The 24594-nt window shown below is 60.0% G+C and carries 27 protein-coding genes; 21 read left to right on the top strand and 6 right to left on the bottom strand.

Features of this window, described 5'->3' with window-relative positions; all coding sequences use genetic code 11:
* Positions 1–3 precede the first annotated feature (3 nt).
* From FHT82_RS07570 to murJ, 3 genes are all read left to right on the top strand, one after another.
* Entirely contained in the window at positions 4–279 is a 276-nt protein-coding gene (locus FHT82_RS07570) for a hypothetical protein (protein WP_183727955.1), read from the top strand.
* A gap of 114 nt (positions 280–393) precedes the next feature.
* Complete coding sequence (locus tag FHT82_RS07565; protein ID WP_183727953.1) at positions 394–3285, top strand: [protein-PII] uridylyltransferase; 2892 nt, start codon at positions 394–396, stop codon at positions 3283–3285.
* The gene (gene murJ / locus FHT82_RS07560; RefSeq protein WP_183727951.1) at positions 3282–4862 is read left to right on the top strand and encodes a murein biosynthesis integral membrane protein MurJ; all 1581 of its coding nucleotides are present in this window, start codon (positions 3282–3284) and stop codon (positions 4860–4862) included. The genes FHT82_RS07565 and murJ overlap by 4 nt, the downstream gene beginning before the upstream one ends.
* A 21-nt stretch (positions 4863–4883) precedes the next feature.
* On the opposite strand, the gene FHT82_RS07555 is transcribed toward murJ, so the two are convergent.
* Positions 4884–5312 carry a DUF882 domain-containing protein gene (locus FHT82_RS07555; protein WP_183727948.1) on the bottom strand — a complete coding sequence of 143 codons (429 nt, stop codon included), beginning with the start codon at positions 5310–5312 and terminating at the stop codon, positions 4884–4886.
* A 186-nt stretch (positions 5313–5498) separates the two neighbouring features.
* On the opposite strand from FHT82_RS07555, the gene FHT82_RS07550 reads away from it, so the two are divergent.
* From FHT82_RS07550 to FHT82_RS07475, 16 genes are all read left to right on the top strand, one after another.
* Positions 5499–5903, top strand: coding sequence for a VOC family protein (locus tag FHT82_RS07550; RefSeq protein WP_183727947.1), 405 nt, complete (start codon positions 5499–5501; stop codon positions 5901–5903).
* A gap of 91 nt (positions 5904–5994) precedes the next feature.
* Entirely contained in the window at positions 5995–7059 is a 1065-nt protein-coding gene (trpS, locus tag FHT82_RS07545; protein ID WP_183727945.1) for a tryptophan--tRNA ligase, read from the top strand.
* Between the two features lie 75 nt (positions 7060–7134).
* A complete protein-coding gene (locus FHT82_RS07540; protein ID WP_183727943.1) occupies positions 7135–7626 on the top strand; it encodes a universal stress protein in 492 nt (163 codons plus the stop codon).
* Positions 7627–7733: 107 nt separating this feature from the next.
* The gene (locus tag FHT82_RS07535; RefSeq protein WP_183727941.1) at positions 7734–8300 is read left to right on the top strand and encodes a NifU family protein; all 567 of its coding nucleotides are present in this window, start codon (positions 7734–7736) and stop codon (positions 8298–8300) included.
* A gap of 88 nt (positions 8301–8388) precedes the next feature.
* Positions 8389–9048 (top strand): tRNA (adenosine(37)-N6)-threonylcarbamoyltransferase complex dimerization subunit type 1 TsaB, encoded by a 660-nt coding sequence (gene tsaB, locus FHT82_RS07530; RefSeq protein WP_183727939.1) that lies wholly within the window; start codon positions 8389–8391, stop codon positions 9046–9048.
* A complete protein-coding gene (locus FHT82_RS07525; protein WP_183727937.1) occupies positions 9045–9545 on the top strand; it encodes an N-acetyltransferase in 501 nt (166 codons plus the stop codon). The genes tsaB and FHT82_RS07525 overlap by 4 nt, the downstream gene beginning before the upstream one ends.
* 34 nt (positions 9546–9579) lie before the next feature.
* Positions 9580–10008, top strand: coding sequence for a Fur family transcriptional regulator (locus FHT82_RS07520; protein ID WP_183727935.1), 429 nt, complete (start codon positions 9580–9582; stop codon positions 10006–10008).
* Positions 10009–10035: 27 nt separating this feature from the next.
* On the top strand, positions 10036–10833 hold the full coding sequence (locus FHT82_RS07515; protein WP_183727933.1) for a lysophospholipid acyltransferase family protein: 798 nt from the start codon (positions 10036–10038) through the stop codon (positions 10831–10833).
* Positions 10834–10881: 48 nt separating this feature from the next.
* Positions 10882–12291 carry a tRNA (N6-isopentenyl adenosine(37)-C2)-methylthiotransferase MiaB gene (gene miaB, locus FHT82_RS07510; protein ID WP_183727931.1) on the top strand — a complete coding sequence of 470 codons (1410 nt, stop codon included), beginning with the start codon at positions 10882–10884 and terminating at the stop codon, positions 12289–12291.
* 18 nt (positions 12292–12309) lie between these two features.
* Positions 12310–13362 carry a PhoH family protein gene (locus FHT82_RS07505; RefSeq protein ID WP_183727929.1) on the top strand — a complete coding sequence of 351 codons (1053 nt, stop codon included), beginning with the start codon at positions 12310–12312 and terminating at the stop codon, positions 13360–13362.
* Positions 13362–13877: an rRNA maturation RNase YbeY gene (ybeY, locus tag FHT82_RS07500; protein WP_183727927.1), complete on the top strand. Its 516-nt coding sequence runs from the start codon at positions 13362–13364 to the stop codon at positions 13875–13877. The genes FHT82_RS07505 and ybeY overlap by 1 nt, the downstream gene beginning before the upstream one ends.
* Positions 13874–15010 carry a hemolysin family protein gene (locus tag FHT82_RS07495; RefSeq protein WP_183727920.1) on the top strand — a complete coding sequence of 379 codons (1137 nt, stop codon included), beginning with the start codon at positions 13874–13876 and terminating at the stop codon, positions 15008–15010. Before ybeY ends, FHT82_RS07495 begins: the two co-directional genes overlap by 4 nt.
* A 78-nt stretch (positions 15011–15088) precedes the next feature.
* Positions 15089–16693 carry an apolipoprotein N-acyltransferase gene (lnt, locus tag FHT82_RS07490; protein ID WP_183727918.1) on the top strand — a complete coding sequence of 535 codons (1605 nt, stop codon included), beginning with the start codon at positions 15089–15091 and terminating at the stop codon, positions 16691–16693.
* A gap of 153 nt (positions 16694–16846) precedes the next feature.
* Entirely contained in the window at positions 16847–17266 is a 420-nt protein-coding gene (locus tag FHT82_RS07485) for a helix-turn-helix domain-containing protein (RefSeq protein WP_183727916.1), read from the top strand.
* A gap of 180 nt (positions 17267–17446) precedes the next feature.
* Positions 17447–18700: a methionine adenosyltransferase gene (gene metK / locus FHT82_RS07480; RefSeq protein WP_183727914.1), complete on the top strand. Its 1254-nt coding sequence runs from the start codon at positions 17447–17449 to the stop codon at positions 18698–18700.
* On the top strand, positions 18697–19398 hold the full coding sequence (locus FHT82_RS07475; RefSeq protein WP_183727912.1) for a tRNA (guanosine(46)-N(7))-methyltransferase TrmB: 702 nt from the start codon (positions 18697–18699) through the stop codon (positions 19396–19398). Before metK ends, FHT82_RS07475 begins: the two co-directional genes overlap by 4 nt.
* A gap of 57 nt (positions 19399–19455) precedes the next feature.
* Here the strand turns inward: FHT82_RS07475 and FHT82_RS07470 are convergent, their stop codons facing one another.
* The 3 genes from FHT82_RS07470 to FHT82_RS07460 all read right to left on the bottom strand — a co-directional run bounded on the left by FHT82_RS07470 (position 19456) and on the right by FHT82_RS07460 (position 20531).
* Positions 19456–19641, bottom strand: a complete 186-nt coding sequence (locus tag FHT82_RS07470; RefSeq protein ID WP_183727911.1) for a hypothetical protein — start codon at positions 19639–19641, stop codon at positions 19456–19458.
* 159 nt (positions 19642–19800) lie between these two features.
* Positions 19801–20058, bottom strand: a complete 258-nt coding sequence (locus FHT82_RS07465) for a DUF1150 family protein (protein ID WP_183727909.1) — start codon at positions 20056–20058, stop codon at positions 19801–19803.
* Between the two features lie 47 nt (positions 20059–20105).
* On the bottom strand, positions 20106–20531 hold the full coding sequence (locus FHT82_RS07460; RefSeq protein WP_183727907.1) for an Hsp20 family protein: 426 nt from the start codon (positions 20529–20531) through the stop codon (positions 20106–20108).
* 282 nt (positions 20532–20813) lie between these two features.
* Between FHT82_RS07460 and FHT82_RS07455 the strand changes: the two genes are divergently transcribed.
* Positions 20814–21758 carry a nucleoside hydrolase gene (locus FHT82_RS07455; RefSeq protein ID WP_183727905.1) on the top strand — a complete coding sequence of 315 codons (945 nt, stop codon included), beginning with the start codon at positions 20814–20816 and terminating at the stop codon, positions 21756–21758.
* 70 nt (positions 21759–21828) lie between these two features.
* On the opposite strand, the gene grpE is transcribed toward FHT82_RS07455, so the two are convergent.
* On the bottom strand, positions 21829–22464 hold the full coding sequence (gene grpE, locus FHT82_RS07450; RefSeq protein ID WP_183727903.1) for a nucleotide exchange factor GrpE: 636 nt from the start codon (positions 22462–22464) through the stop codon (positions 21829–21831).
* A gap of 111 nt (positions 22465–22575) precedes the next feature.
* On the bottom strand, positions 22576–23664 hold the full coding sequence (gene hrcA / locus FHT82_RS07445; protein ID WP_183727901.1) for a heat-inducible transcriptional repressor HrcA: 1089 nt from the start codon (positions 23662–23664) through the stop codon (positions 22576–22578).
* A gap of 177 nt (positions 23665–23841) precedes the next feature.
* Here hrcA and rph point away from each other — a divergent pair, with 177 nt between their 5' ends.
* Positions 23842–24558, top strand: coding sequence for a ribonuclease PH (gene rph, locus FHT82_RS07440; protein ID WP_183727899.1), 717 nt, complete (start codon positions 23842–23844; stop codon positions 24556–24558).
* Positions 24559–24594: the final 36 nt, after the last annotated feature.

Below are 24594 nucleotides of genomic sequence, written 5' to 3'. Positions count from 1 at the left end.
CCCGTGTTCATGGAAAAACTGCTTCAGGAAACGCAGCGCCTCTCCGTCATCGTCTCGATGCTCGAAATCATGAAGCAATCGGATGGTAATCTTGAGGCGCGCGGCTGGAACACGCCGATCGGCATGGCGAAGATTACCGGCTCGTGCCTTGTAATCGGCGAACTCAGCGGTGCAATCATTGACGCTGGATACCGCGAATGTGACAAGGCGACGCTTAACGGCATCATGAGCGAGACCCGGCAAGTTCTCAATACGCTGCTGGCACAGGGCTCAGCCTGAGAACTTGCGGCAAAGCGTCCCTCGCCGACGGCTTGCCAACACCATTTCGCCAAATTTAAGGGTTCATGCAATATGAACGCCTGTGTCATCAGGCGGGCAAAGAGGCAATAGCGCATGCAGACGAAATCAGAGGCACGCCACGAGCAAGCGGCCCGGACCGAAGAGGCAACCGCTCGGCCGATAGGGATGCACGACATCGATTTCTCAGAAATCCTCGATGTGGAACTGCTGCAGGGGCAATGCGACGCCATTGCCGAAGCCAACCGCAACCGTCCCGACGTACTGCGCAACGATCTTCTTGCCGTTTTGAAGAAGGCGAGCGTAGAAGGGCGCCAGAAGGTGCGTGACCTGCTCGACGCCCAGGGCGGCGGGCTTGATTGCGCCCACCGCATTTCCTGGCTGCAGGACCAGATCATCGCCATTCTCTACAATTTCGCCACCGAGCATGTCTTCCCGAAGCAGAAGGACAAGTTTGCGGTGACCGCTGTCGGCGGCTATGGGCGCGACACGCTGGCGCCGGGCTCCGATATCGACCTGCTCTTCCTCTTCCTGCCGAAGCCGGCGGAAGAGACGCACAAGGCCGTCGAGTTCATGCTCTATATGCTGTGGGACATGGGCTTCAAGGTCGGGCATGCGACCCGCACCGTCGAGGAATGCATCGCGCTTTCCAAATCCGACATGACGATCCGCACCGCCATTCTGGAAATGCGCTACATCTGCGGGCTGAAGTCGCTGGAGACCGAACTGGAAGCCCGCTTCGACAAGGAAATCGTCACCGGCACCGGACCGGAATTCATTGCCGCCAAGCTCGCCGAACGCGACGAGCGCCATCGCAAAGCGGGCGACACGCGATACCTCGTCGAGCCGAACGTCAAGGAGGGCAAAGGCGGCCTTCGCGACCTGCACACGCTCTTCTGGATTTCGAAATATTACTATCACGTCCGCGACCCTGCCGATCTGGTGCCGCTCGGCGTGCTGTCGAAACAGGAATACCGGCTGCTGGAAAAGGCCGACGATTTTCTCTGGGCCGTGCGCTGCCACATGCACTTCCTCACCGGAAAGGCCGAGGAGCGTCTATCCTTCGACATCCAGCGCGAGATCGCCGAGGCTCTCGGCTATCATTCGCGCCCCGGCCTCTCGGCCGTCGAGCGCTTCATGAAGCACTATTTCCTGGTCGCCAAAGACGTGGGCGATCTGACACGCATCCTTTGCGCAGCACTTGAAGACCAGCAGGCGAAGTCGATCCCCGGCCTGACCGGTGTCATCAGCCGCTTTACCCACCGCAACCGCAAGATCCCCGGCAGCGTCGAGTTCGTGGAAGATCGCGGCCGTATCGCGCTTGCCAATCCCGATGTCTTCAAGCGCGATCCGGTCAGCATTATCAGGCTGTTCCATGTCGCCGATATCAATGGGCTCGAATTCCATCCCGATGCGCTGAAACGCGTCACTCGTTCGCTCGGCCTCGTCAACAACGATCTGCGCGAGAACGACGAAGCCAACCGGCTGTTCCTGTCGATCCTGACTTCCAAGCACGATCCGGCGCTGATCCTGCGGCGCATGAACGAGGCCGGCGTGCTTGGCCGCTTCATTCCCGAATTCGGCAAGATCGTCGCGATGATGCAGTTCAATATGTATCACCACTATACTGTCGACGAGCACCTGATCCGCGCGATCGATGTGCTGTCGGAGATCGACAAGGGCAAGGCGGAGGAACTGCATCCGCTCGCCAACAAGCTCATGCCGCATATCGAGGACCGCGAGGCGCTCTATGTCGCGGTCTTGCTGCACGATATCGCCAAGGGCCGGCAGGAGGACCATTCGATTGCCGGCGCCCGCGTCGCCCGCAAGCTTTGCGCCCGTTTCGGCCTGTCGCAGAAGCAGACCGAGATCGTCGTCTGGCTGATCGAGGAACATCTGACCATGTCGATGGTCGCCCAGACGCGCGACCTGACGGACCGCAAGACGATCACCGACTTCGCCGATCGCGTTCAGTCCTTGGATCGGCTGAAGATGCTGATGATCCTGACGATCTGCGACATCCGCGCCGTCGGTCCGGGCGTCTGGAACGGCTGGAAGGGCCAGTTGCTGCGCACGCTCTATTACGAAACTGAACTGCTGCTTGCCGGCGGTTTCTCCGAGGTGTCGCGCAAGGAGCGTGCCCAGGCTGCGGCCGAGGCGCTCTATGCGGCGCTGTCCGACTGGAGCCAGAAGGACCGCCGCACCTACGCCAAACTGCACTACCAGCCCTACCTGCTCTCCGTACCGCTGGAAGACCAGATCCGCCATGCGCATTTCATCCGCCAGGCGGACAAGGCCGGTCAGGCGCTGGCGACCTCGGTGCGCACCGACAGTTTCCATGCCATTACCGAAATCACCGTTCTTTCGCCCGACCATCCCCGCCTGCTTGCCGTCATTGCCGGTGCTTGCGCGGCAGCCGGCGCCAACATCGTCGACGCGCAGATCTTCACGACTTCGGATGGCCGCGCTCTCGATACAATCCATGTCAGTCGCGAGTTTCCGAACGACGAGGACGAGCTTCGTCGTGCCGCCACGATCGGCAGGATGATCGAAGACGTGCTTTCCGGCCGCAAGCGCCTGCCCGAAGTGATCGCGACCCGCGCGAAGAACCGCAAGAAGAGCAAGGCCTTCATCATTCCGCCGTCGGTGACGATCACTAACAGCCTGTCGAACAAGTTCACGGTCATCGAGGTGGAATGCCTCGACCGGCCGGGCCTGCTCTCGGAAATGACAGCGGTGCTATCCGATCTATCGCTCGATATCCAATCCGCGCGCATCACCACTTTCGGTGAAAAGGTCATCGATACATTCTACGTTACCGATCTCGTCGGTCAGAAGATTTCCGGCGACAGCAAGCGCGCGAATATCACTGCCCGTATGAAAGCGGTCATGGCCGAGGAGCAGGACGAACTGCGCGAGCGTATGCCCTCCGGCATCATCGCGCCTCCCGCTACATCAGCCGAAAAGAAAGCCGGTCCCCCCGCATGAGCCTCGTCAAGAAATTCGCCACGGTCGGCGGCGCCACACTCGGCAGCCGTATCTTTGGTTTTGCCCGCGAAACGCTGATGGCCGCAGCCCTTGGCACCGGGCCGATGGCCGACGTCTTCTATGCCGCCTTCCGTTTCCCGAATCTCTTCCGCCGGCTGTTTGCCGAAGGCGCCTTCAACGCCGCCTTCGTGCCGCTCTTTGCCAAGGAGATCGAGGCGAACGGCACTGATGGTGCCAAGCGCTTTTCGGAAGAAGTCTTCGGCGTTCTCTTTTCCGTGCTGCTGCTCATCACCATCGTGATGGAGCTTTCCATGCCGCTGCTGGTGCGCTTCGTCATCGCGCCGGGCTTTGCTGATGATCCCGAGAAGTTCGGTATCACCATTCGCATGGCCGCGGTGATGTTTCCCTATCTCATGTGCATGTCGCTGACGGCGATGATGAGCGGCATGCTGAATTCGCTGCATCACTTCTTCGCCGCTGCCGTCGCGCCTATCTTCCTCAACGTCGTGATGATCGGTGCGCTCTTTTATGCGCTTTATACCGGCGCCGAACCGTTGGCGACTGCCTGGTATCTCTCCTGGGGCGTACTGGTCGCCGGTGTCCTGCAGCTTGTCGTCGTCTATGTCGGCGTGCTGCATGCCGGCATGAGCATCGGCTTTCGCTTCCCAAAGATGACGCCGAACGTCAAGCGGCTGCTGATCCTTGCGGTTCCGGCGGCCGTGACCGGCGGCATCACGCAGATCAACCAGCTCATCGGACAGGCAATCGCCTCCTCCCGCGAAGGCGCGATTGCCGCCCTGCAATATGCCGATCGCATCTACCAGCTTCCGCTCGGCGTCGTCGGCATCGCCGTCGGTGTGGTACTGCTGCCGGAGCTTGCCCGCGCGCTTAAGGGCGGCGCGTTGCGCGAGGCTGCCTTTTTGCAGAACCGCTCGATCGAATTCGTGCTGTTCCTGACGATCCCAGCTGCATTCGCGCTGTGGATCCTCTCCGACGAGATTATTCGCGTCCTCTATGAGCGCGGGGCCTTCGATCAGGAAAACACCCTGATCGTCGGCTCGATCCTGGCGATCTACGGCATCGGCTTGCCGGCTTTCGTGCTGATCAAGGCGCTGCAGCCGGGCTTTTATGCCCGCGAAGACACCAAGACGCCGATGCGTTTTTCAGCAATCGCGGTGGCGACCAACTGCGCCACGGCGCTGACGCTGTTCCCCTACATGGGCGCGCCGGGCATCGCAGTCGCCGAAGCCACGGCCGGCTGGATCAGCACCGTGCTGCTCTTCACCACGCTTCTGCGCCGCGGTCATCTGACATGGGAATGGGCACTGGCCAAACGCGCAGCGCTGCTGGTCGTCGCCGCTGCCGTCATGGGCGCCGTCATCATCTATCTCAAGCAGTACTGGGCGCCCTGGCTTGCCTCGGGGGCGCCGCTTCTGACCAAGGTCGGCACGCTTGGCCTGCTGATCGCGATTTCCATGGTCGTCTATTTCGCGACCGCCTTCCTGATCGGCGGAGCAGACCTCGGCATGATCCGGCGCAACCTCAATCGCAAACCGGCATCGGCGAAGGACGCCTAAGGTCTGCAGCCTTTCCTGGTTCTAGCAATCGACCCAGCGTCGCTGCGGCCCGACATCGACATGGATGATGCCGTTGCAGTAGCTGCCGATCCCACCTATCCCGGGCGCGGTTTTTGCGGCCGCGATGATCGTTCGCTCCGACAGTCCGGGAATCCTGATATCGGCTGCCATGCACTTTCCATGCAGGGAGCCGTGGCGGCGGGGATGCGGCCGGAAGCCCGACGTTATCATCGGGCGGCGTCCGGTCTTTGCCGCGATATGCGACAAAACCGCCCGCAATCGCGCCGGAAAACAGCTGGCGCGAACACTGACGGTCTGCACCGTGTAAGCAATGCGCGTCTCGTGTTTGGGAAGTTGGCTGGTCTGCCGTCGATTGTCTTGACCGACGGCTGTGGTTGCTGATTGTAGGGCGAAAAGGCCTGCCATGGCGAGCAAACTGGCGTTCTGCATGGTCCCTCCGATCGGTTATCCCGACGGCCCCTTGGGCCGCCAGCCCGGCGAGAGGATTTTCAGTTCAAAGAAAGCTTTTCTGTGAAATTTTATACTCAATTCTAGCTAAACATACTGATCAATTTGGCGTAAAACTGGGCATTTTTCTGCAAACAAATGGAATAAACTTCCGAATCTGGAGATCCCATGATCCAATCTCTGTTCCTCGTCACCCTCGTCGTCGACGATTATGACCGTGCCAAAGCCTTCTATTGTGAGGCTCTCGGCTTCGAATGCCTTCAGGATGAAGTACAGCCGGAAGGCAAGCGCTGGGTCGTCGTCAAGCCAAAGGGCGGGGATGGCGCCGCCTTTCTGCTGGCGCAGGCGGCAAATGAAGCACAGCAAGCCGCCGTCGGAAATCAAACCGGCGGGCGTGTCGGCTTCTTCCTCAAGACCGACGATTTTGCGCGCGATCACGCAGCGATGCTTGATGCCGGCGTGCGCTTTCTGGAGGAGCCGCGACATGAGGTTTACGGTACCGTGGCCGTCTTTTCGGATCCTTACGGCAACACCTTCGATCTCATTCAACAGGCCGCGCCCGCGGCCTCTTGATTGCGGCCGGGCGCCCGTGCATAAGCGCCCGCGTTAGCAACATGGGCCTTTGGCCCTGAGGCCCTCCACCAGCCTAATCGAGGACAGCATCATGGGTGAATTCAAGAAGCTCGTATTCTCCGGCGTTCAGCCGACGGGCAATCTGCATCTCGGCAACTATCTCGGCGCGATCCGCCGCTTCGTGCAGCTCCAGGACGGCAACGACTGCATCTACTGCGTTGTCGACCTGCATGCGCTGACCGCACAGCTCGTCCATGATGACATGCTGTCGCAGACGCGCTCGATCGCAGCCGCCTTCATCGCTTCCGGCATCGACGCTGAAAAGCATATCGTCTTCAATCAGTCCGCCGTACCGCAGCACGCCGAACTCGCCTGGATTTTCAATTGTGTCGCTCGCCTCGGCTGGATGAACCGCATGACGCAGTTCAAGGACAAGGCCGGCAAGGACCGTGAGCAGGCTTCGCTCGGCCTCTACGCCTATCCGAGCCTGATGGCCGCCGACATTCTCGTCTACCGCGCCACGCATGTGCCCGTCGGCGAGGACCAGAAGCAGCACCTCGAGCTGACGCGCGACATCGCGATGAAGTTCAATCTCGATTACGCTTCGCATATCCGCAAGACGAATTACGGGATCGACATCACCGTCGGCGATGAGCCGGTGCATGCTTATTTCCCGATGGTCGAACCGCTGATCGGCGGGCCGGCGCCGCGCGTCATGTCGCTGCGTGATGGTACGAAGAAGATGTCGAAGTCCGATCCGTCGGACCTTTCGCGCATCAACCTGATGGACGACGAGGATGCGATCTCCAGGAAGATCCGCAAGGCCAAGACCGACCCGGATGGCTTGCCGAGCGAAGTGGCCGGTCTCGAAAACCGGCCGGAGGCTGAAAACCTCGTTTCGATCTATGCCGCACTCGCCGACAAGACGAGGGAACAGGTCCTCGCCGAATTTGGCGGCCAGCAGTTCTCCGTCTTCAAGCCGGCGCTGATCGATCTCGCTGTCCAGGTGCTGTCGCCGATAACGGGCGAAATGCGCCGCCTGATGAGCGATACGAGCCATATCGATGCGATTCTGCGCAACGGCAATGAACGCGCGCGAGCACGCGCCGACGTGACGATGCGCGAACTTCGCGAAATCGTCGGCTTCCTCTACTAATCCCATCGACATGCAGAGCTCCCGTGCAAAACGGGGGCTTGCAAATTTTCGGTCACAGGTGTCAGAGTCGGCACCATGGTATCAAAGCGACTCTCACGGCTCGAAGGTCATCGCCGCAAATTCATGGCGGTGATCGATGGGACACCCGAATGCCAACGCGCCGTCCATTATGCCGGGCGGCGCGCCAAGAATTCCAATGGCGGCCTCGTCCTTCTCTACGTGATCCCGGAAGGCGATTTCCAGCAATGGCTCGGCGTCGAGGAGATCATGCGGGCGGAAGCCCGCGACGAGGCGGAAGCCACCGTCGCAAAGATCGCACAGATCGTGCGCGAGACGATCGGCATCGAGCCTGAGATCGTGATCCGCGAGGGCAATTCGGCCGAGCAGATCAATGCTGTCATCGAGGAAGACCGGGACGTCGCCATCCTCGTGCTTGCCGCGGGCTCCGCCAAGGAAGGACCGGGACCGCTGGTTTCGTCCGTCGCGGGGCGTGGAGCGGCCTTTCCCATTCCGGTCACCGTGCTTCCCGATACGCTGACCAACGAGGAAATCGACGCTCTCTGTTAAGCCATTTCTTGAGTATCAGTCTCTTGAATCGGCCGGACAATAGGCTTATTTTCTTTTGAAGAATTCTAAAGACGGCAGAGGTCACGGCCCGCCGTATGGAGAGCGAAATGTTCATTCAGACCGAAGCCACGCCGAACCCAGCCACGCAGAAGTTCCTTCCCGGCAAGGTCGTGATGGAAAACGGCACGGCCGAATTCCGCAATGCCGATGAGGCGCAAGCTTCACCGCTCGCTGCCCGTCTCTTCGAAATTCCGGGCGTGATCGGCGTCTATTTCGGCTATGATTTCATCTCCGTCTCCAAGGACAATGCCGAGTGGCAGCACCTGAAGCCGGCTATTCTCGGCTCGATCATGGAGCATTTCATGTCCGGCAAACCGGTCATGGGCGACGCTTCCATCCTTTCGGAAGATGTCGATGCGGGCGATGAATTCTTCGACGAAGGCGATGAATCGATCGTGCTTACCATCAAGGAACTGCTGGAGACCCGAGTGCGTCCGGCCGTTGCCCAGGATGGCGGTGACATCACCTTCCGTGGCTTCAAGGACGGCAAGGTCTATCTGAACATGAAGGGCTCCTGCTCCGGCTGCCCGTCTTCGACGGCAACGCTGAAACATGGCGTCCAGAACCTGCTGCGCCATTTCGTTCCGGAAGTGCAGGAAGTGATTGCCGCTTAAAAATCTCTGGTGCGTCCGGCTGTTCATATCCGGTTCGGCCAGACGGATTTATGGATAGGCGACAATAGTTTATTCGGAAATTGATGGCATGATCGTTCTGGCGCTCGACACGGCAGGTGTAGATTGCGCTGCCGCTATTTATGACAGCGGCAGGAATACGGTGCTGGGGGAGGCATCGGACATGATCGGCAAGGGGCATGCTGAACATCTGATGGGTATCGTCGACCGCGCGCTGGATCAGGCGGGCGTCACGCTCTCGGATGTCGACCGCCTCGCCGTCACCATAGGACCCGGTTCCTTCACCGGTATCCGCGTCGGCGTTGCTGCAGCCCGCGGTTTTGCACTTTCCCTCAATGTGCCAGCCGTCGGTATCACGACACTCGAAGTCATGGCGGCTGCCCAGCGCGAAAAGATGCCGGGCCGGCCCGTGCTTGCGGCAATCGATGCCAAGCGGGATGAAATCTATCTCCAGTCCTTCGCAGCCGACGGCACGCCGCTCGACGAGGCGCGTGCGGTGAGCGTATCGGAGGCCAAGGCCTTTGCCGCCGGCTTCGACGGTGAGATCACCGGTTCGGCGACACCACTCCTGAAGCCCGATGTGGCAGGCGAGCAGGTCAACTCCTTCCCGATCTCCATCGTGGCACGCCTCGGTGCGGCCGCGAGCCCGAATTCCGGAAAGCCGAAACCCCTTTATCTGCGCGGACCCGATGCCAAACCACAGGCCGGATATGCGATTGCAAGAGTATGACAATGCTGGAAGCCTACCTGACGCTGAAGCCGGAATTCGAAATCGTCGCCATGGAGCCGGAGGATTGCCTCGATGTTTCCGTGCTGCATGGTGAGCGCTTCGCGCGCCCTTGGGGTGACGGCGAATTCCACAGCCTACTTTCGCAGAACACCGTCTTCGGCTTCGTCGCCCGCCAGACCAATGCCATTTTGAAAAAGACTCTGCCGGGCTTCGTCCTTGCGCGCCAGGTGGCGGGCGAGGCCGAAATCCTGACCGTTGCCGTGCAGGCAAAGGTTGCTCGCTGCGGCCTCGGCTGGCGGCTGATGCAGGCCGCCATGCGCGAGGCGCGTCTTCGTGGCGGCGAGAACATGTTCCTGGAAGTCGACAACGGCAATACCGCCGCCCTTGGCCTCTATCGCAAGCTCGGCTTCGAGCAGGCGGGCGAACGCAAGGGCTATTATAAGGACGCCAATGGGGCTACCTCCACGGCGCTTGTCATGAAGCGCGTTCTTCGGTAGTTCCCTTCTCGACAGGAATAACGAGAAGGCAGCCATGACTGACGAAGCCAAGACCCTTGAGGAGCTTTGCGCTGAACGCGGCATGCGCATGACGGAGCAGCGCCGCGTGATCGCGCGCATTCTCGAGGACTCCGAAGATCATCCTGACGTCGAAGAGCTTTACCGCCGGTCCGTGAAGGTCGACGCCAAGATTTCGATCTCGACGGTTTATCGTACGGTGAAGCTGTTCGAAGATGCCGGCATCATCGCCCGGCATGATTTCCGTGACGGCCGCTCCCGCTACGAGACGGTTCCCGAAGAACATCACGATCACCTGATCGACCTGAAGACCGGCGTCGTCATCGAATTCCGCTCACCGGAAATCGAGGCATTGCAGGAACGCATCGCCCGCGAACACGGCTTCAAGCTCGTGGATCATCGGCTGGAACTGTACGGCATCCCGCTGAAGAAAGACGAAATCTGATAGGATGGCAGTCCGGGAGCGCCGCATTTGATCGTCTGGCTGCGCATTACCTTCGCGCTTACCGTCATCATTGTCGCGAGCATTCTGCTCATGCCGCTGCAGGTCCTGGCGCTTTATTTTGACTGGAAGCTGCGCCGCACACTGCCCCGGCGCTGGCATCGCATCGTCTGCTATTGTCTCGGCATCCGGATTCGCGTGCGCGGCACGCTTGAGAGCCGCCGTCCGCTGATGCTCTGCTCGAACCACTCCTCGTGGATGGACATCATGGTCATGTCGGCCATTGCCGACGTCGCCTTCATCGCCAAGATCGAGGTGCGCGACTGGCCGATCTTCGGCACCCTCGCCAAGCTGCAGAAGAGCGTCTTCGTGGTGCGAGAGGAAAAACGCCGCACCGGCGATCAGGCGAGCGAGATCGCCGGCCGCATGGCAGACGGCGAAATCGTCGTGCTGTTTCCCGAGGGAACGACCTCCGACGGCAATCGCCTGCTGGAGGTCAAATCGTCGCTCTTCGGCGCGGCTGCCATGGCGGTGCCCCACTCCCCCACCGGCATGGTTATGGTCCAGCCAGTGTCGATCGCCTATACGCAGGTCCATGGTATCGCCATGGGCCGCTACCATCGTCCGCTTGCGGCCTGGCCCGGCGATATCGAGCTTCTGCCACATCTCAGCGACATCCTGAAATGCGGGGCGATCGACGTCGAAGTTTCCTTTGGCGAGGCGGTCGAATATGGCGAGAAGACCAATCGGAAGGCGGTCAGCACGACGATCTCCGCCCGCATCCGCAACCTGTTGAACAGCAGTCTGCGCGGCCGCGACATCGCCTGAGGCGAGAGTCCCTTTTCTCGCGCGTCAAAAACCACTAAATAGCGCGCCATGACCCAGGACAGCGCCCTTCTTCTTGCCCCGGAGACTTCTCTCCGCGATGGCTCCAACAGCCGCAAGGTTTTCATCAAGACCTATGGCTGCCAGATGAACGTCTATGACTCGACGCGCATGAGCGATGCTCTTGCGCGCGACGGCTATGAGCCGACCGAGGACATGGAAGAGGCCGACCTCGTTCTGCTCAATACCTGTCATATCCGCGAGAAGGCCGCCGAGAAGGTCTATTCCGCGCTCGGGCGCCTGCGCGAGATGAAGAAACGCAAGGCTGCCGACGGCCGCGAGATGATGATCGGTGTCACTGGATGCGTCGCTCAGGCTGAAGGCGAAGAAATCCTGCGTCGCGCACCGGCTGTCGATGTCGTTATCGGCCCGCAGACCTATCACCGCCTGCCCGAAGCCCTGCGCCGCGCCAAGGAAGGCCATCGCGTCGTCGATACGGAATATGCGATCGAGGACAAGTTCGAGCACCTGCCGATTGCCGAGGCGCCGAAGATCCGTGCCCGCGGCGTGACTTCCTTCCTGACCGTGCAGGAAGGCTGCGACAAATTCTGCACCTTCTGCGTCGTGCCCTATACGCGCGGTTCCGAGGTCTCGCGACCGGTCTCTCAGATCGTCGAAGAGGCAATGCGGCTCGTCGATGGCGGCGTGCGCGAAATCACCCTTCTTGGACAGAACGTCAATGCCTGGCATGGCCTCGGCCCGAAGGGCGAGGAGTGGAGCCTTGGCGACCTGCTCTACCGGCTTGCCGATATCCCCGGCCTTGCGCGGCTTCGCTACACGACCAGCCATCCACGCGACATGGATGATCGGCTGATCGAGGCGCATCGCGACCTTCGCACGCTGATGCCTTATCTGCACCTGCCGGTTCAGGCGGGTTCTGACCGTATTCTCAAAGCCATGAACCGCCGGCACACGGCAGCAGAATACCTCTCCCTCATCGAGCGCATCCGCAAGGCGCGTCCCGACATAGCCCTCTCCGGCGACTTCATTACCGGCTTTCCGGGGGAGACAGATGCGGAATTTGAGGATACACTAAAACTCGTTGAGAAGGTGCGTTACGCGCAGGCCTTCTCGTTCAAATATTCGACGCGGCCGGGTACCCCCGGGGCGGAATTGAAGGACCAAGTGCCGGAAGATATCAAGGCAGAACGGCTAGAACGCCTGCAGGCGCTGCTTCTCAAGCAGACGCAGGAATTCAACGAGTCCTGCATCGGCAAGGAAATCGATCTTCTCCTCGAAAAGCCGGGCCGCATGCCTGGACAGCTCATCGGACGCTCACCGTGGCTGCAGTCCGTGAATGTTGATGCAAAAGCATCGCAAATCGGTGACATTATTAAAGTGCGAATCACAGGAACCGGAACCAACAGCCTGTTTGCCGAACGCGCAGAGGCTGAGGTTTAACCCAGGGAGCTCGACCGCTTGAACGGACAGGAATTGGTTTCTACTTCACCGCGCCACCCACGCATTGCGAGCGACGCCAATCACTTCGTCCTGACGTTCGAGAACAACCGGTTCGCCAGCGAACTTTTCGGACAGTTCGACCAGAATCTGAAGCTCTTGGAACAGCGGCTCAATATCGATGCGCGGGCGCGCGGTAATTCCGTTGTCATTACTGGCGATGTGCTGGCGACCAATCAGGCGCGGCGCACACTGGATTACCTCTATGAAAAACTCCAGAAAGGCGGCAGTGTGGAGCATTCAGATGTGGAAGGCGCAATTCGCATGGCGGTTGCCGCCGACGACCAGCTCACGCTGCCGACGATGGAGAAAAAAGCCAAATTGACGATGGCGCAGATTTCGACGCGCAAAAAGACCATTATTGCACGCACGCCGACACAGGATGCCTATATGCGGGCGCTGGAGCGCTCGGAGATGGTGTTCGGCGTCGGCCCTGCCGGTACGGGCAAGACCTATCTTGCCGTCGCCCATGCGGCCCAGCTTCTTGAGCGCGGCGCCGTCGAGAAGATCATCCTGTCGCGACCGGCGGTCGAAGCCGGCGAGCGCCTGGGCTTCCTGCCGGGCGACATGAAAGAGAAGGTCGATCCTTATCTGCGCCCGCTCTACGACGCGCTTTACGACATGATCCCGAGCGACAAGGTCGAGCGGGCGATCACCGCCGGCGTCATCGAAATTGCGCCGCTCGCCTTTATGCGCGGACGCACGCTCGCCAACGCTGCAATCATCCTCGATGAGGCGCAGAACACCACTGCGATGCAGATGAAGATGTTCCTGACGCGTCTTGGCGAGAATTCGCGGATGATCATCACCGGCGACCCGAGCCAGATCGACCTGCCGCGCGGCGTCAAATCCGGCCTCGTGGAAGCGCTGCATCTGCTGAACGATGTCGAGGGCATTTCGATGGTGCGCTTCAAGGATGTCGACGTCGTGCGCCATCCGCTGGTCGGTCGTATCGTCAAGGCCTATGACGCAACCTATATAGCGGCAAACGAAGAGGCCAGCCGGCAGGACTGATGGCCGAGCTCGACATACAGATCAGCATCGAGGACATGGGCTGGCCCGCCGAAGACGTGTTGCATGCCCTTGGCGAACGCGTACTGGGTGCGGCGGCCACTTATTTGCGGGAAGAGGAAAAGCAGCCCTTCCCGAAGATGCCGCCGGAAGTTTCGCTCGTCTTTACCGACGATGCCTCCATCCAGGACATCAATGCGGAATGGCGCGGCAAGGACAAGCCGACCAACGTGCTGTCATTTCCGGCCTTCCCGGTCAAACCCGGCAAAATGCCCGGCCCGATGCTCGGCGATATCATCATCGCCCTAGAAACAGTAGAGCGCGAGGCGCGAGAGCTCGAAAAGAGCTTTGACGATCATCTCACTCATCTTATGGTGCATGGTTTCTTGCATCTGCTCGGCTACGACCATATGAATAATGACGAAGCCGAAATTATGGAGGGGCTGGAGACTCGCATTTTGGCAGTACTCGGCCTATCTGACCCCTACGAGGGTCAAGACCTTAAAATGGAACCATGAGCGACTTTTCAACGAAGCCGGCGTCAGACGCCAAGGACTCGGACCAATCCTCCTCTTCCGACGAGGGTGGCAGTAGTCGACACCGACCGCAATCCTTCTGGTCGCGCGCTGCGCGCATCTTAAGACCACAACAGGGTTCGCGCCTGCGCGAAGATATCGCCGATGCGCTGATGACCGACCCGGCAGCGGCCGATGCCTTTTCGCCCGATGAGCGGGCGATGCTCCATAATATCCTGCGCTTCCGCGAAGTGCGCGTCGCCGACGTCATGGTGCCGCGTGCCGATATCGAGGCGGTCGACCAGACCATCACCATCGGCGAATTGATGATCCTCTTCGAGGAAAGCGGCCGCTCGCGCATGCCGGTCTATGCCGAAACGCTCGACGATCCGCGCGGCATGGTGCATATCCGCGACCTTCTTTCCTATATCGCCAAGCAGGCGCGCAACAAGCGCCGCAGCGGCACGAAGCCGGCGGCAGGCGCGCCGGCGATCGAGGTCTCTCCGGAAAACATCCAGAAGGCGCCGCGCTCGGCCAAGCCGAACTTCGACCTCGGACGCGTGGACCTGCAGAAGACGCTCGCCGAAACCGGCATTATCAGGCAGATCCTCTTCGTGCCGCCCTCGATGCTGGCCTCCGATCTGCTGCGTCGCATGCAGGTAAACCGCACGCAGATGGCGCTGGTCATCGACGAATATGGCGGTACCGATGGCCTTGCCTCGCACGAAGACATCGTGGAGATGGTGATCGGCGATATCGACGACGAACATGATGATGAAGAAGTCATGTTCAAGCGCGTTTCTGAAGATGTCTTCGTTGCCGACGCCCGTGTCGAACTCGAGGACATTGCCGAAGCCATCGGCCCGGATTTCGACATCAGCGAACAGATCGACGAGGTTGATACGCTGGGCGGTCTGATCTTCTCGGCACTGGGGCGCATCCCGGTGCGCGGCGAAGTCGTCCAGGCCCTGCCCGACTTCGAGTTCCACATCCTCGATGCCGATCCGCGCCGCATCAAGCGGGTGCGCATCACACGCAAGCGCCAGGCAATCCGCCGCCGCGTCAAGGCGGATGGTGACGGGCCGCCCATTGGCGACGGAAATGACGACCGGCCGGCGGAATCGACCGCAAACTGACCGTTCCGTAACACGACAAGCGCGCGCTTTTTTGAAAGACTGCGACTGGATTGATTCGCGGCTTTGATGGGAGTGCGCATGGAGCGGCTTGCGGACAGGACTATCCTCGTCTGGGGTTTCAAACGGTCAACGCTTGCGATCGCAGCAGGCGCCTTTGGCGTCCTGGCACTGCCTCCCGTCGGCTTCTTCGCCGCGATGTTCGTTTCCTTCACGCTGCTCGTCTGGCTGATCGACGGAGCGGCCGCCTCACCGGAAAGCAGCCTTCTCGGCAGGCTCTGGCCGGCCTTTGCCACGGGCTGGCTGTTCGGCTTCGGCTATTTCGTCGCCGGACTTTGGTGGCTTGGGCATGCACTGCTGATCGATTCAGACGAGTTTGCCTGGGCCTTGCCGCTCGCAGTCCTCGGGCTTCCATCCTGCCTTGCCATCTTTTATGGGTTGGCTGCAGCACTTGCGCGTATCTTCTGGTCCGACGGCATGGGGCGGATTGCAGCACTTGCTGCCAGCTTCGGCCTGCTTGAGTGGGTACGCAGTTTCATCTTCACCGGTTTTCCGTGGAACGCCATCGGCTATGGCATGATGCCCATGCCTCTCATGATGCAGTCCGCGCATGTGATCGGCACCATGGGGGTGACGGCTCTCTCGGTCTTCGTCTTTGCCGCTCCTGCCCTCATCGGAACCCGGCAGGGAGCGAAACTCGGCGTCAGTCTCGCGGCAATCCTCTTTGCAGCGCATCTCGGTTACGGCGCCTATATCCTTTATCTCACCCCGAAGCCCGAGGCGTTACCCGAGGACAAGCGGCCTGTCGTTCGCCTGGTCCAGCCGGCAATCGATCAATCGGTCAAGATGGACAATGATGCGGATCGCGAGGCGATCTTCGAGACACATCTCAAGCTTTCGACGGAAGCTCCCAAGGAAGGCGGCAGGAAGCCCGACATCATCGTCTGGCCGGAAACCTCGATTCCCTTCATCCTCACCGATAACAAGGATGCGTTGACGCGGATTGCCGATACGCTCGACGACGACCAGATCCTGATTGCGGGCGCCGTGCGCGCCGAAGAGCTCGGCCCCGGCTATCCCACCCGCTACTACAATTCGATCTATGTGATCGACGGCCGGGGGCAGATCGTCGCCGCCTCCGACAAGGTGCATCTCGTTCCCTTCGGCGAATATCTTCCCTTCGAGGACATGCTCAACGAACTCGGTATCCAGAATGTGGTGGAGATGCCGGGCGGTTTTTCGGCGGCCGCCAGCCGGCATCTGCTCGAGCTTCCGAGCGGACTGAAACTCTATCCGCTCGTCTGCTACGAAATCATCTTCCCGGACGAAATGACCGGCGACATCGGCCAAGCGAACGCCATTCTCAACATCACGAATGATAGCTGGTTCGGCTCAACACCGGGTCCCTACCAGCATTTCCAGCAGGCACGCGTACGGGCGGTCGAAACCGGTTTGCCGCTGATTCGCGATGCGAATAACGGAATTTCGGCGGTTGTAGACGCGCGTGGCGAAATCGTTTCAGGTCTTAAATTGGACGAAATCGGCTTTATTGATGCAACTCTCGATGGATTTGAAAAAAACAAAGGAAGCCCCTATCCCCGCCAAGCGTACTTCTGGTTGACTGAAACGTTACTGATAGGCATTGCGCTAATTTCACGCAGGGGTTTTATTTTCAGGTTGAATTGACCAAAAACCCCTAAAATTGCATAGTGGCAGCAATCGGCGTTAGTAACGTATGCTTCAGGGTGGGTTATCGCGACTTGCAACGTGGCGTTACGGAATGAGGTCAGGGCATGCCGGTTAGAACAAGGTTGAATTTTTCTTTGCTAGGGCACGACCATGATTGAAAATAAGAAGAAGCCGAATCCTATCGATATCCATGTCGGTAGCCGCATTCGACTTCGCCGTACCATGTTGGGGATGAGTCAGGAAAAGCTCGGGGAAAGCCTCGGCATCACCTTTCAGCAAATCCAGAAATACGAAAAGGGCACCAACCGCGTTGGCGCCAGCCGCCTCCAGAATATTTCGAGCATCCTCAACGTTCCCGTTTCCTTCTTTTTCGAAGACGCTCCCGGAGAACATTCCGGTGCCGTGACCGGCATGTCGGAAGCCTCGAGCTCGAACTACGTCGTCGATTTCCTCTCCTCTTCGGAGGGACTCCAGCTCAACCGTGCATTTGTGAAGATCACCGATCCCAAGGTTCGTCGCAAGGTCGTCGAGCTGGTGAAAGCACTGGCGGCGGAAGCCGACTCCGACTGAGCGTCCCCAAAGCTCGGAAAAACTCAAGGCGGCCCAAAAGGCCGCCTTTTTGCGTTTTTGGGGCAAAATTTGTCATTTCGCCGCAGATATAAAGATATATTTATGTCCTTCTGTGCTTGTCATTCAGGCACGAACTGAGTACCTACTAGGCTGCTTTTATTCTTTGAGGGGAATCCCGGAATGCGCGCGAACTATCTCTTTACCAGCGAATCTGTTGCCGAAGGTCACCCGGACAAGGTGTGTGACCGCATCTCCGACGAGATCGTCGATCTGGTCTACCGCGAAGCGGCAAAGACGGGCGTCAATCCGTGGGGCGTGCGCATTGCCTGCGAAACTCTCGCAACGACCAACCGCGTCGTCATCGCCGGCGAAGTTCGCCTGCCGCCGAGCCTGATGAAGAAGGACAAGGACGGCAAGGACGTCATCAACCCGTCGAAGTTCAAGGCTGCGGCCCGTCGCGCCATCAAGGACATCGGCTACGAGCAGGACGGCTTCCACTGGAAGAAGGCCAAGATCGACGTGCTCTTGCACTCGCAGTCGGCCGACATCGCCCAGGGCGTAGACAGCGCCGCCGACCAGCAGGGCGACGAAGGTGCCGGCGACCAGGGCATCATGTTCGGCTACGCCTGCAAGGAAACCCCTGACCTCATGCCGGCGCCGATCTACTATTCCCACAAGATCCTGCAGCTGCTCGCCACTGCCCGCAAGAAGGGCGAAGGCGAAGTCGCAAAGCTCGGCCCCGACGCCAAGAGCCAGGTGACCGTACGCTATGTCGATGGCAAGCCGGCGGAAGCCACCTCGATCGTTCTTTCCACCCAGCATCTCGACGAAAGCTGGGATTCGAAGAAGGTTCGCAGCGTCGTCGAGCCCTATATCCGCGAAGCCCTCGGCGACCTGAAGATCGCCGACGATTGCAAGTGGTACATCAACCCCACCGGCAAGTTCGTCATCGGCGGCCCGGATGGTGATGCCGGCCTCACCGGCCGCAAGATCATCGTCGACACCTACGGCGGTGCTGCTCCGCATGGCGGCGGCGCATTCTCCGGCAAGGACACGACCAAGGTCGACCGTTCTGCCGCCTATGCTGCGCGCTACCTCGCCAAGAACGTCGTCGCTGCCGGCCTTTCCGACCGTTGCACGATCCAGCTCTCCTACGCCATCGGCGTCGCGCAGCCGCTGTCGATCTATGTCGACCTGCACGGCACCGGCAAGGGTGTTTCCGAAGATCAGGTCGAAGCCGCGATCCGTCAGAACATGGACCTGTCGCCGTCGGGCATCCGTCGTCACCTCGACCTCAATAAGCCGATCTATGCCAAGACCTCGGCTTACGGCCATTTCGGCCGCAAGGCCGGCCGAGACGGCTCGTTCTCCTGGGAGCGCACGGACCTCGTGAAGGCGCTCAAGGATGCCGTCAGGACCAAGGCTGCTGCATGACGGACATGGAGCGCCGGGGCCGGGCGACCGAAGCCTTCTTCGGTCGCCGCAAGGGGAAGGCTCTGCGTGAACAGCAGGCCGAAAGGCTCGCTACCCTACTCCCGGCATTCATTGTCGATCTCTCAGCGGCTCCCCCAGAGCCGCTGAAGAAGCTTTTCCCCGTCGCGGTCGAAAAGATGCGGCTGGAGATCGGCTTCGGCGGCGGGGAGCATCTCATCCACCGCGCGCTGGAAACGCCTTCAACGGGCTTTATCGGCGTCGAGCCCTTCATCAACTCCATGCAGAAGCTGCTGGCGCGTGTCGATGAAACAGGTGCGCGCAACGTGCGCGTCTACAATGACGATGCGACGCAACTTCTCGACTGGCTTCCCGATAACTGCCTCGATCAGATCGACCTGCTCTATCCCGATCCCTGGCCGAAGCGAAAGCACTGGAAGCGGCGCTTCGTCTCGAAGACCAATCTCGATCGTTTTCACCGCGTGCTGAAGCCGGGCGGGCACTTCTGCTTCGCCTCCGATATCGACACCTATGTGAACTGGACGCTGTTGAAATGCCGCGACCATGGCGGCTTCGAATGGATGGCGCAGAATGCCGCCGACTGGCTGACGCCCTATGAAGGCTGGCCGAGCACCCGCTATGAAGCCAAGGCCCGCCGTGAAGGCCGCTCCTCGGCCTATCTCACCTTCAGGCGCGTCTGAACCTACTTAAATGTGAGCTTTCAGGGCAAATCGGCCATCACGACATCCTCGACGCCTTCAGCCGATGACGGCAGTTGCCCTTGTCGGTGCGAGCTTTTCAAGGATCGAAAGGAAGACCGGGCTGTCGAGCGATACCGCACGGCGCTCAATCAGGCTCTGCCGGTAGCTATGTCCCTGGAGATAGGATTCGGAAAAGAGGGCGAGATCGACGCCATGTGCGTCGGCCCAGAGCAAATCGCTCAATATCACATCGGCCGCGGCCTCCGCGTCGTCAAAAATGGGAAAACGCTGGAAGGCGGCTATACGCATGGGCAAGGGACCAGCATGGGTCCCTCGCATCGCCCATTACCATTCTTCACACATGCATTCCGACGGCCAGCCCCTGCGGCAGACCGGTCGTGATCAATGCAGGCTGACCGTCTTCAGCTCGTCTTCGGCAGCCTTGAAGAAGGTGCTCGAGCGGTTGTCCGTCAGCAGGATCGGTGTACCATCGGCGCCGAACAATGCCCAGAGATCAACGTTCGGATCGATATCCGGCGCCTCGGGGAAGCACTTGGCAACCTCTTCGGTACGTATTTTGCGGATATAGGCGACCTCGCCATTGCCGATGCCGGCAAGTTCGGATTTGGTCAGACGCGACGTGGCTTCTTTCATCAACATTCCTGTTCCTCCGGGAGAAGGGACCAACGGTTCAACAAACCGTTGTGCTACTGTGAAACCGAAATGTTAATTTTCTTGACCATGCGCGCCGGTTCCGGTCGAATTAGATCGACAGAGAGCAGACCGTTCTTCAGGCTTGCGCCTAAAACCTGCATGCCATCGGCGAGAACGAAGGTGCGCTGGAACTGTCTCGCCGCAATACCGCGGTAGAGGTAATCGCGCTCGCCCTGATCGAGCTGACGGCCACGGATCAGAAGCTGGTTCTCCTCAGTGGACACATCAAGCTCTTCTTCGCTGAAACCGGCGACGGCAAGCGTAATTCGCAGACGTTCGGGCGCGTCGTCACCTGCGGCGATACGCTCTATGTTGTAGGGTGGATATCCGTCGCTCGCCTTGGAAATACGCTCAAGCGTCTTTTCCATGGCATCGAAGCCCAGAAGCAGCGGGCTGGCGAAAGGGGTGATGCGGCTCATCTTCCAAAGTCCTTGATGCAAGCGACCTCTCCGGACCTCACATGCAGCATCCGGGTACCCGTTAATATGGGAACGACGGTTGCCCGCTGCAAGGCGTGATAGCCGTCGGTCAGGCCTCTCGCATTTTAAGGTAAAGCCTCATGAGACCGTTTCCTTGACAAAGGACGTAGCGCCCCCCATCAAAACATGCCCCGGCGCGATGTGCTGATTTGCGACGGGAGCATGAAGACAATGAGAAGGTGCATGCTAGAGCGACGCGCACCACAGGATGGAACTACCCGGATGGCAGAACCGAGAAAGATCATTATCGACACCGACCCCGGCCAGGACGATGCCGCCGCGATCATGCTGGCCTTCGGCAGCCCGGAAGAGCTCGACGTGCTGGGCATCACCACCGTCGCCGGCAACGTGCCGCTGTCTCTGACAAGCCGCAACGCGCGCATCATCTGCGAACTTTGCAAGCGGATCGACATCAAGGTCTTTGCCGGCGCCGACCGGCCGATCGCGCGCAAACTGGTCACTGCCGAGCACGTGCATGGCAAGACAGGGCTCGATGGCCCGACACTTCCCGAACCGACGATGCCGCTGCAGGCGCAGCATTCCGTCGACTTCATCATCGAAACGCTGCGACGCGAACCGGAAGGCACCGTCACGCTCTGTACGCTCGGACCGTTGACGAATATCGGCATGGCCTTCCAGAAGGCGCCTGATATCATCACGCGTACCCGGGAACTGGTGATGATGGGCGGCGGTTTCTTTGAAGGCGGCAACATCACGCCGGCCGCCGAATTCAACATCTACGTCGATCCGGAAGCCGCCGATATCGTGTTCCGCTCGGGCGTGCCTGTCGTCATGATGCCGCTCGACGTGACACACCAGCTTCTGACCCGCAAGGACCGCGTGAAGCGCATGGCCGAGATCGGAACTCCGCCGGCCAAGGCGATGGTGGAGATGTTGGAATTCTTCGAGCGCTTCGACATAGAAAAATACGGCTCGGACGGCGGCCCGCTGCACGACCCGACAACGGTCGCCTATCTGCTGAAACCCGAACTCTTCAAGGGCCGGGACTGCAATGTCGAGATCGAAGTGACGTCGGAACTGACTGTCGGCATGACGGTCGTCGACTGGTGGCATGTGACCGACCGCAAGCGCAATGCGAAGGTCATGCGCCACGTGGATGCCGACGGCTTTTTCGATCTGCTGATCGAGCGCTTCGCGCGGATATGATCCAGCAAGGCTACAGGAACAAGAAAGGCCGCTCGCGCGGCCTTTCTTCATTGTCAGGATTCCTGTCGCCTCAGGCGTCCTTCTCGTCCAGCACCGAGTTGGCCTCGGCTTCCACGAGTTTCGGACCGCCCTTGGCGACGCCGACCATCGCCGGGCGCAGCACGCGCTCGCCGATGGAAAAACCGGCCTGCACCACCTGCACGACCGTATTGTTCGGCACTTCGGTATTCGGCACTTCGAACATCGCCTGATGGAAGTTCGGGTCGAACTTCTGGCCGACCGGCTCCAGCTTGCGAACGCCGTGGCGCTCGAGTGCCGAGAGCATGGAACGCTCGGTCATATCCACGCCTTCAATCAGCGTTGTCAGGCCGGCATCGCCAGTAGCCTTGGCTTCCGGCGGAATAGCATCGAGCGCGCGACGCAGGTTGTCCGAAACGGCCAGCATGTCACGGGCGAAGCCTGCGACAGAATAGGACTTGGCGTCCTTGACCTCGCGCTCCGTGCGGCGGCGCAGATTGTCCATTTCGGCAGCGAGCCGCAGATAGCGGTCGCGCAGTTCAGCATTTTCAGCCTTCAGAAGCTCAAGCGGATCGGGTTCGCTCGCAACAGCTTCCTTCACGGCTTCATTCTCGACGTTTGCGGCAGCTTCGGCTGCGGCTTCCGCTGCAGCTGCGTCAGGTCCGTTCTGCGTCGTTTCATCGGTCATGACGGTCTCCGGTTGGTGTCTTCTCAGATGCGCCCGATATCGATGTTTGGCCGGAAAAAATCAAGTCTGCGTGACGAAGAAGCTGAAATTCCGCCGGTTCCGCACGAGCGATCAGAGAGAACCGCGCGAAAGGCGCGACACGAGCTGAGCCGTATAATCCACCATCGGCACGATGCGGGAGTAATTGAGCCGTGTGGGGCCGATCACGCCTACCGCGCCGACGATGCGGTCATCGTCGTCGCGGTAGGGAGCAACGATGAGCGAGGAGCCGGAAAGCGAGAAGAGCTTATTCTCCGAACCGATGAAGATACGCACACCGGGTCCGCTTTCGGCGAGATTCAGGAGCTCGATCAAGCTATCCTTCTTCTCGAGATCGTCGAAAAGCAGGCGCAGCCGGTCGAGATCTTCCGTGCCGCCGACACCTTCCAGCAGGTTTGCGCGGCCGCGAATGATCAGCTGTGCCGGCTTGGACTCGTCCGAACTGCCGGCCCAGACGGCGATACCGCGCTCCACGAGATCCTGCGACAGTGCATCGAGCTCGAGGCGAACTTCATCTTTCAGCCGGCTCAATTGCAGGCGCAATTCCGGCAGCGTCTGGCCGGTCATGTGCGCATTGAGGAAATTGGCGGCTTCGGTGAGCTGCGAAGAGGTGACGCCTGCGGGCAGCTCGATGATGCGGTTTTCCACCTGATCGTGATCGCCGACAAGCACCGCCAGTGCCTTGGTGGGCTCCAGGCGGATGAACTCGACATGTTTCAGCACCGAATCGCTCTTGGAGGTAATGACGAGACCGGCGCCGCGCGAAATGCCCGAGAGCATGCGGCTTGCCTCGTTCATCATCGATTCCACAGGATTGTCGCGGTTTCCAGCCCGCACCTGTCGGTCGATACTGGCCCGTTCCTCCGCCGAGAGATCGCCAACCTGCATGAAGGCGTCGACAAAGAAACGTAAGCCCACCTGCGTGGGCAGGCGGCCGGCGCTGACATGCGGCGAATAGATGAGCCCCAATTCCTCCAGGTCGCTCATGACGTTGCGCACGGAGGCGGGCGACAGTGACATGGGCAGAAGACGCGAGAGGTTGCGGGAACCGAGGGGCTCGCCATGCTCGAGATAGCCTTCGACGATGCGCCGGAAGATTTCCTTGGATCGTTCATCCAGCGCGGCCACGGCATCCGAAATTGATGTCGACCTGTAGCTCATGAACTTTTCGCACCCGCACTGAATGATATCAGGGAAATATAGCCAATCTGCCCCCCGTGGCAAAAGGGAATTTGCAAATGCGCGCAGCCAATCGTAGAAGCGGGCGACGATACAATGCATGCATGGAATTGCCGGGAAGCGCTTCCGCTTTTCGGCATCCTGTTTCAGGAGAAGAGAATGCGGCCTTCAGGCAGAAAAACCGACCAGATGCGCAAGGTCTCCTTCGAGCGCAATTTTTCCAAGCATGCCGAGGGATCCTGCCTGGTGAAGTTCGGCGATACGCATGTGCTCTGCACCGCAAGCCTGGAAGACAAGACGCCGCCGTGGCTGCGCAACACCGGAAAGGGCTGGGTCACGGCCGAATACGGCATGCTGCCGCGCGCAACCGGCGAACGCATGAAGCGCGAAGCCGCTGCCGGCAAGCAGGGCGGCCGCACGCAGGAAATCCAGCGCCTCATCGGCCGCTCGCTGCGCGCCGTGGTCGATCTGACTGCGCTCGGCGAACGCCAGATCACGCTCGACTGCGATGTCATCCAGGCAGATGGCGGCACGCGCACGGCCTCGATCACCGGTGGCTGGATTGCGCTTTACGACTGCCTGCGCTGGATGGAAACCCGCAACATGATCAAGGCCGACCGCGTGCTGAAGGATCATGTCGCGGCGATTTCCTGTGGCATCTTCGCCAACCAGCCAGTCATCGACCTCGACTATCTCGAAGATTCCTCAGCCGAGACCGATGCCAATTTCGTCATGACGGGAGCCGGCGGCATCGTCGAGATCCAGGGCACGGCAGAAGGCACGCCTTTCACCGAGGAGGAATTCTCTTCGCTGATGGGCCTTGCCAAGGCAGGCATTACCGAACTGGTCGACTTGCAAAAGCAGGCGATCGCCTGAGGCTTCCATTCAAGCCTCGCCAGTGAATTTCCTTGT

It is taken from the genome of Rhizobium sp. BK275 (assembly GCF_014193555.1).
Classification (GTDB): Bacteria; Pseudomonadota; Alphaproteobacteria; order Rhizobiales; family Rhizobiaceae; genus Rhizobium.
Note: the sequence above shows the minus strand (reverse complement) of the source record. Positions and strands in the feature narration are given on the sequence as shown.

What these genes read in the sequence shown, in the direction of transcription:
- FHT82_RS07565 (WP_183727953.1), top strand. Translation starts at nt 394, where the DNA reads ATGCAGACGAAATCAGAGGCACGCCACGAGCAAGCGGCCCGGACCGAA.
- murJ (WP_183727951.1), top strand. Translation starts at nt 3,282, where the DNA reads ATGAGCCTCGTCAAGAAATTCGCCACGGTCGGCGGCGCCACACTCGGC.
- FHT82_RS07555 (WP_183727948.1), bottom strand. Translation starts at nt 5,312, where the DNA reads ATGCAGAACGCCAGTTTGCTCGCCATGGCAGGCCTTTTCGCCCTACAA.
- FHT82_RS07550 (WP_183727947.1), top strand. Translation starts at nt 5,499, where the DNA reads ATGATCCAATCTCTGTTCCTCGTCACCCTCGTCGTCGACGATTATGAC.
- trpS (WP_183727945.1), top strand. Translation starts at nt 5,995, where the DNA reads ATGGGTGAATTCAAGAAGCTCGTATTCTCCGGCGTTCAGCCGACGGGC.
- FHT82_RS07540 (WP_183727943.1), top strand. Translation starts at nt 7,135, where the DNA reads ATGGTATCAAAGCGACTCTCACGGCTCGAAGGTCATCGCCGCAAATTC.
- FHT82_RS07535 (WP_183727941.1), top strand. Translation starts at nt 7,734, where the DNA reads ATGTTCATTCAGACCGAAGCCACGCCGAACCCAGCCACGCAGAAGTTC.
- tsaB (WP_183727939.1), top strand. Translation starts at nt 8,389, where the DNA reads ATGATCGTTCTGGCGCTCGACACGGCAGGTGTAGATTGCGCTGCCGCT.
- FHT82_RS07525 (WP_183727937.1), top strand. Translation starts at nt 9,045, where the DNA reads ATGACAATGCTGGAAGCCTACCTGACGCTGAAGCCGGAATTCGAAATC.
- FHT82_RS07520 (WP_183727935.1), top strand. Translation starts at nt 9,580, where the DNA reads ATGACTGACGAAGCCAAGACCCTTGAGGAGCTTTGCGCTGAACGCGGC.
- miaB (WP_183727931.1), top strand. Translation starts at nt 10,882, where the DNA reads ATGACCCAGGACAGCGCCCTTCTTCTTGCCCCGGAGACTTCTCTCCGC.
- ybeY (WP_183727927.1), top strand. Translation starts at nt 13,362, where the DNA reads ATGGCCGAGCTCGACATACAGATCAGCATCGAGGACATGGGCTGGCCC.
- FHT82_RS07495 (WP_183727920.1), top strand. Translation starts at nt 13,874, where the DNA reads ATGAGCGACTTTTCAACGAAGCCGGCGTCAGACGCCAAGGACTCGGAC.
- lnt (WP_183727918.1), top strand. Translation starts at nt 15,089, where the DNA reads ATGGAGCGGCTTGCGGACAGGACTATCCTCGTCTGGGGTTTCAAACGG.
- FHT82_RS07485 (WP_183727916.1), top strand. Translation starts at nt 16,847, where the DNA reads ATGATTGAAAATAAGAAGAAGCCGAATCCTATCGATATCCATGTCGGT.
- metK (WP_183727914.1), top strand. Translation starts at nt 17,447, where the DNA reads ATGCGCGCGAACTATCTCTTTACCAGCGAATCTGTTGCCGAAGGTCAC.
- FHT82_RS07475 (WP_183727912.1), top strand. Translation starts at nt 18,697, where the DNA reads ATGACGGACATGGAGCGCCGGGGCCGGGCGACCGAAGCCTTCTTCGGT.
- FHT82_RS07465 (WP_183727909.1), bottom strand. Translation starts at nt 20,058, where the DNA reads ATGTTGATGAAAGAAGCCACGTCGCGTCTGACCAAATCCGAACTTGCC.
- FHT82_RS07460 (WP_183727907.1), bottom strand. Translation starts at nt 20,531, where the DNA reads ATGAGCCGCATCACCCCTTTCGCCAGCCCGCTGCTTCTGGGCTTCGAT.
- FHT82_RS07455 (WP_183727905.1), top strand. Translation starts at nt 20,814, where the DNA reads ATGGCAGAACCGAGAAAGATCATTATCGACACCGACCCCGGCCAGGAC.
- grpE (WP_183727903.1), bottom strand. Translation starts at nt 22,464, where the DNA reads ATGACCGATGAAACGACGCAGAACGGACCTGACGCAGCTGCAGCGGAA.
- hrcA (WP_183727901.1), bottom strand. Translation starts at nt 23,664, where the DNA reads ATGAGCTACAGGTCGACATCAATTTCGGATGCCGTGGCCGCGCTGGAT.
- rph (WP_183727899.1), top strand. Translation starts at nt 23,842, where the DNA reads ATGCGGCCTTCAGGCAGAAAAACCGACCAGATGCGCAAGGTCTCCTTC.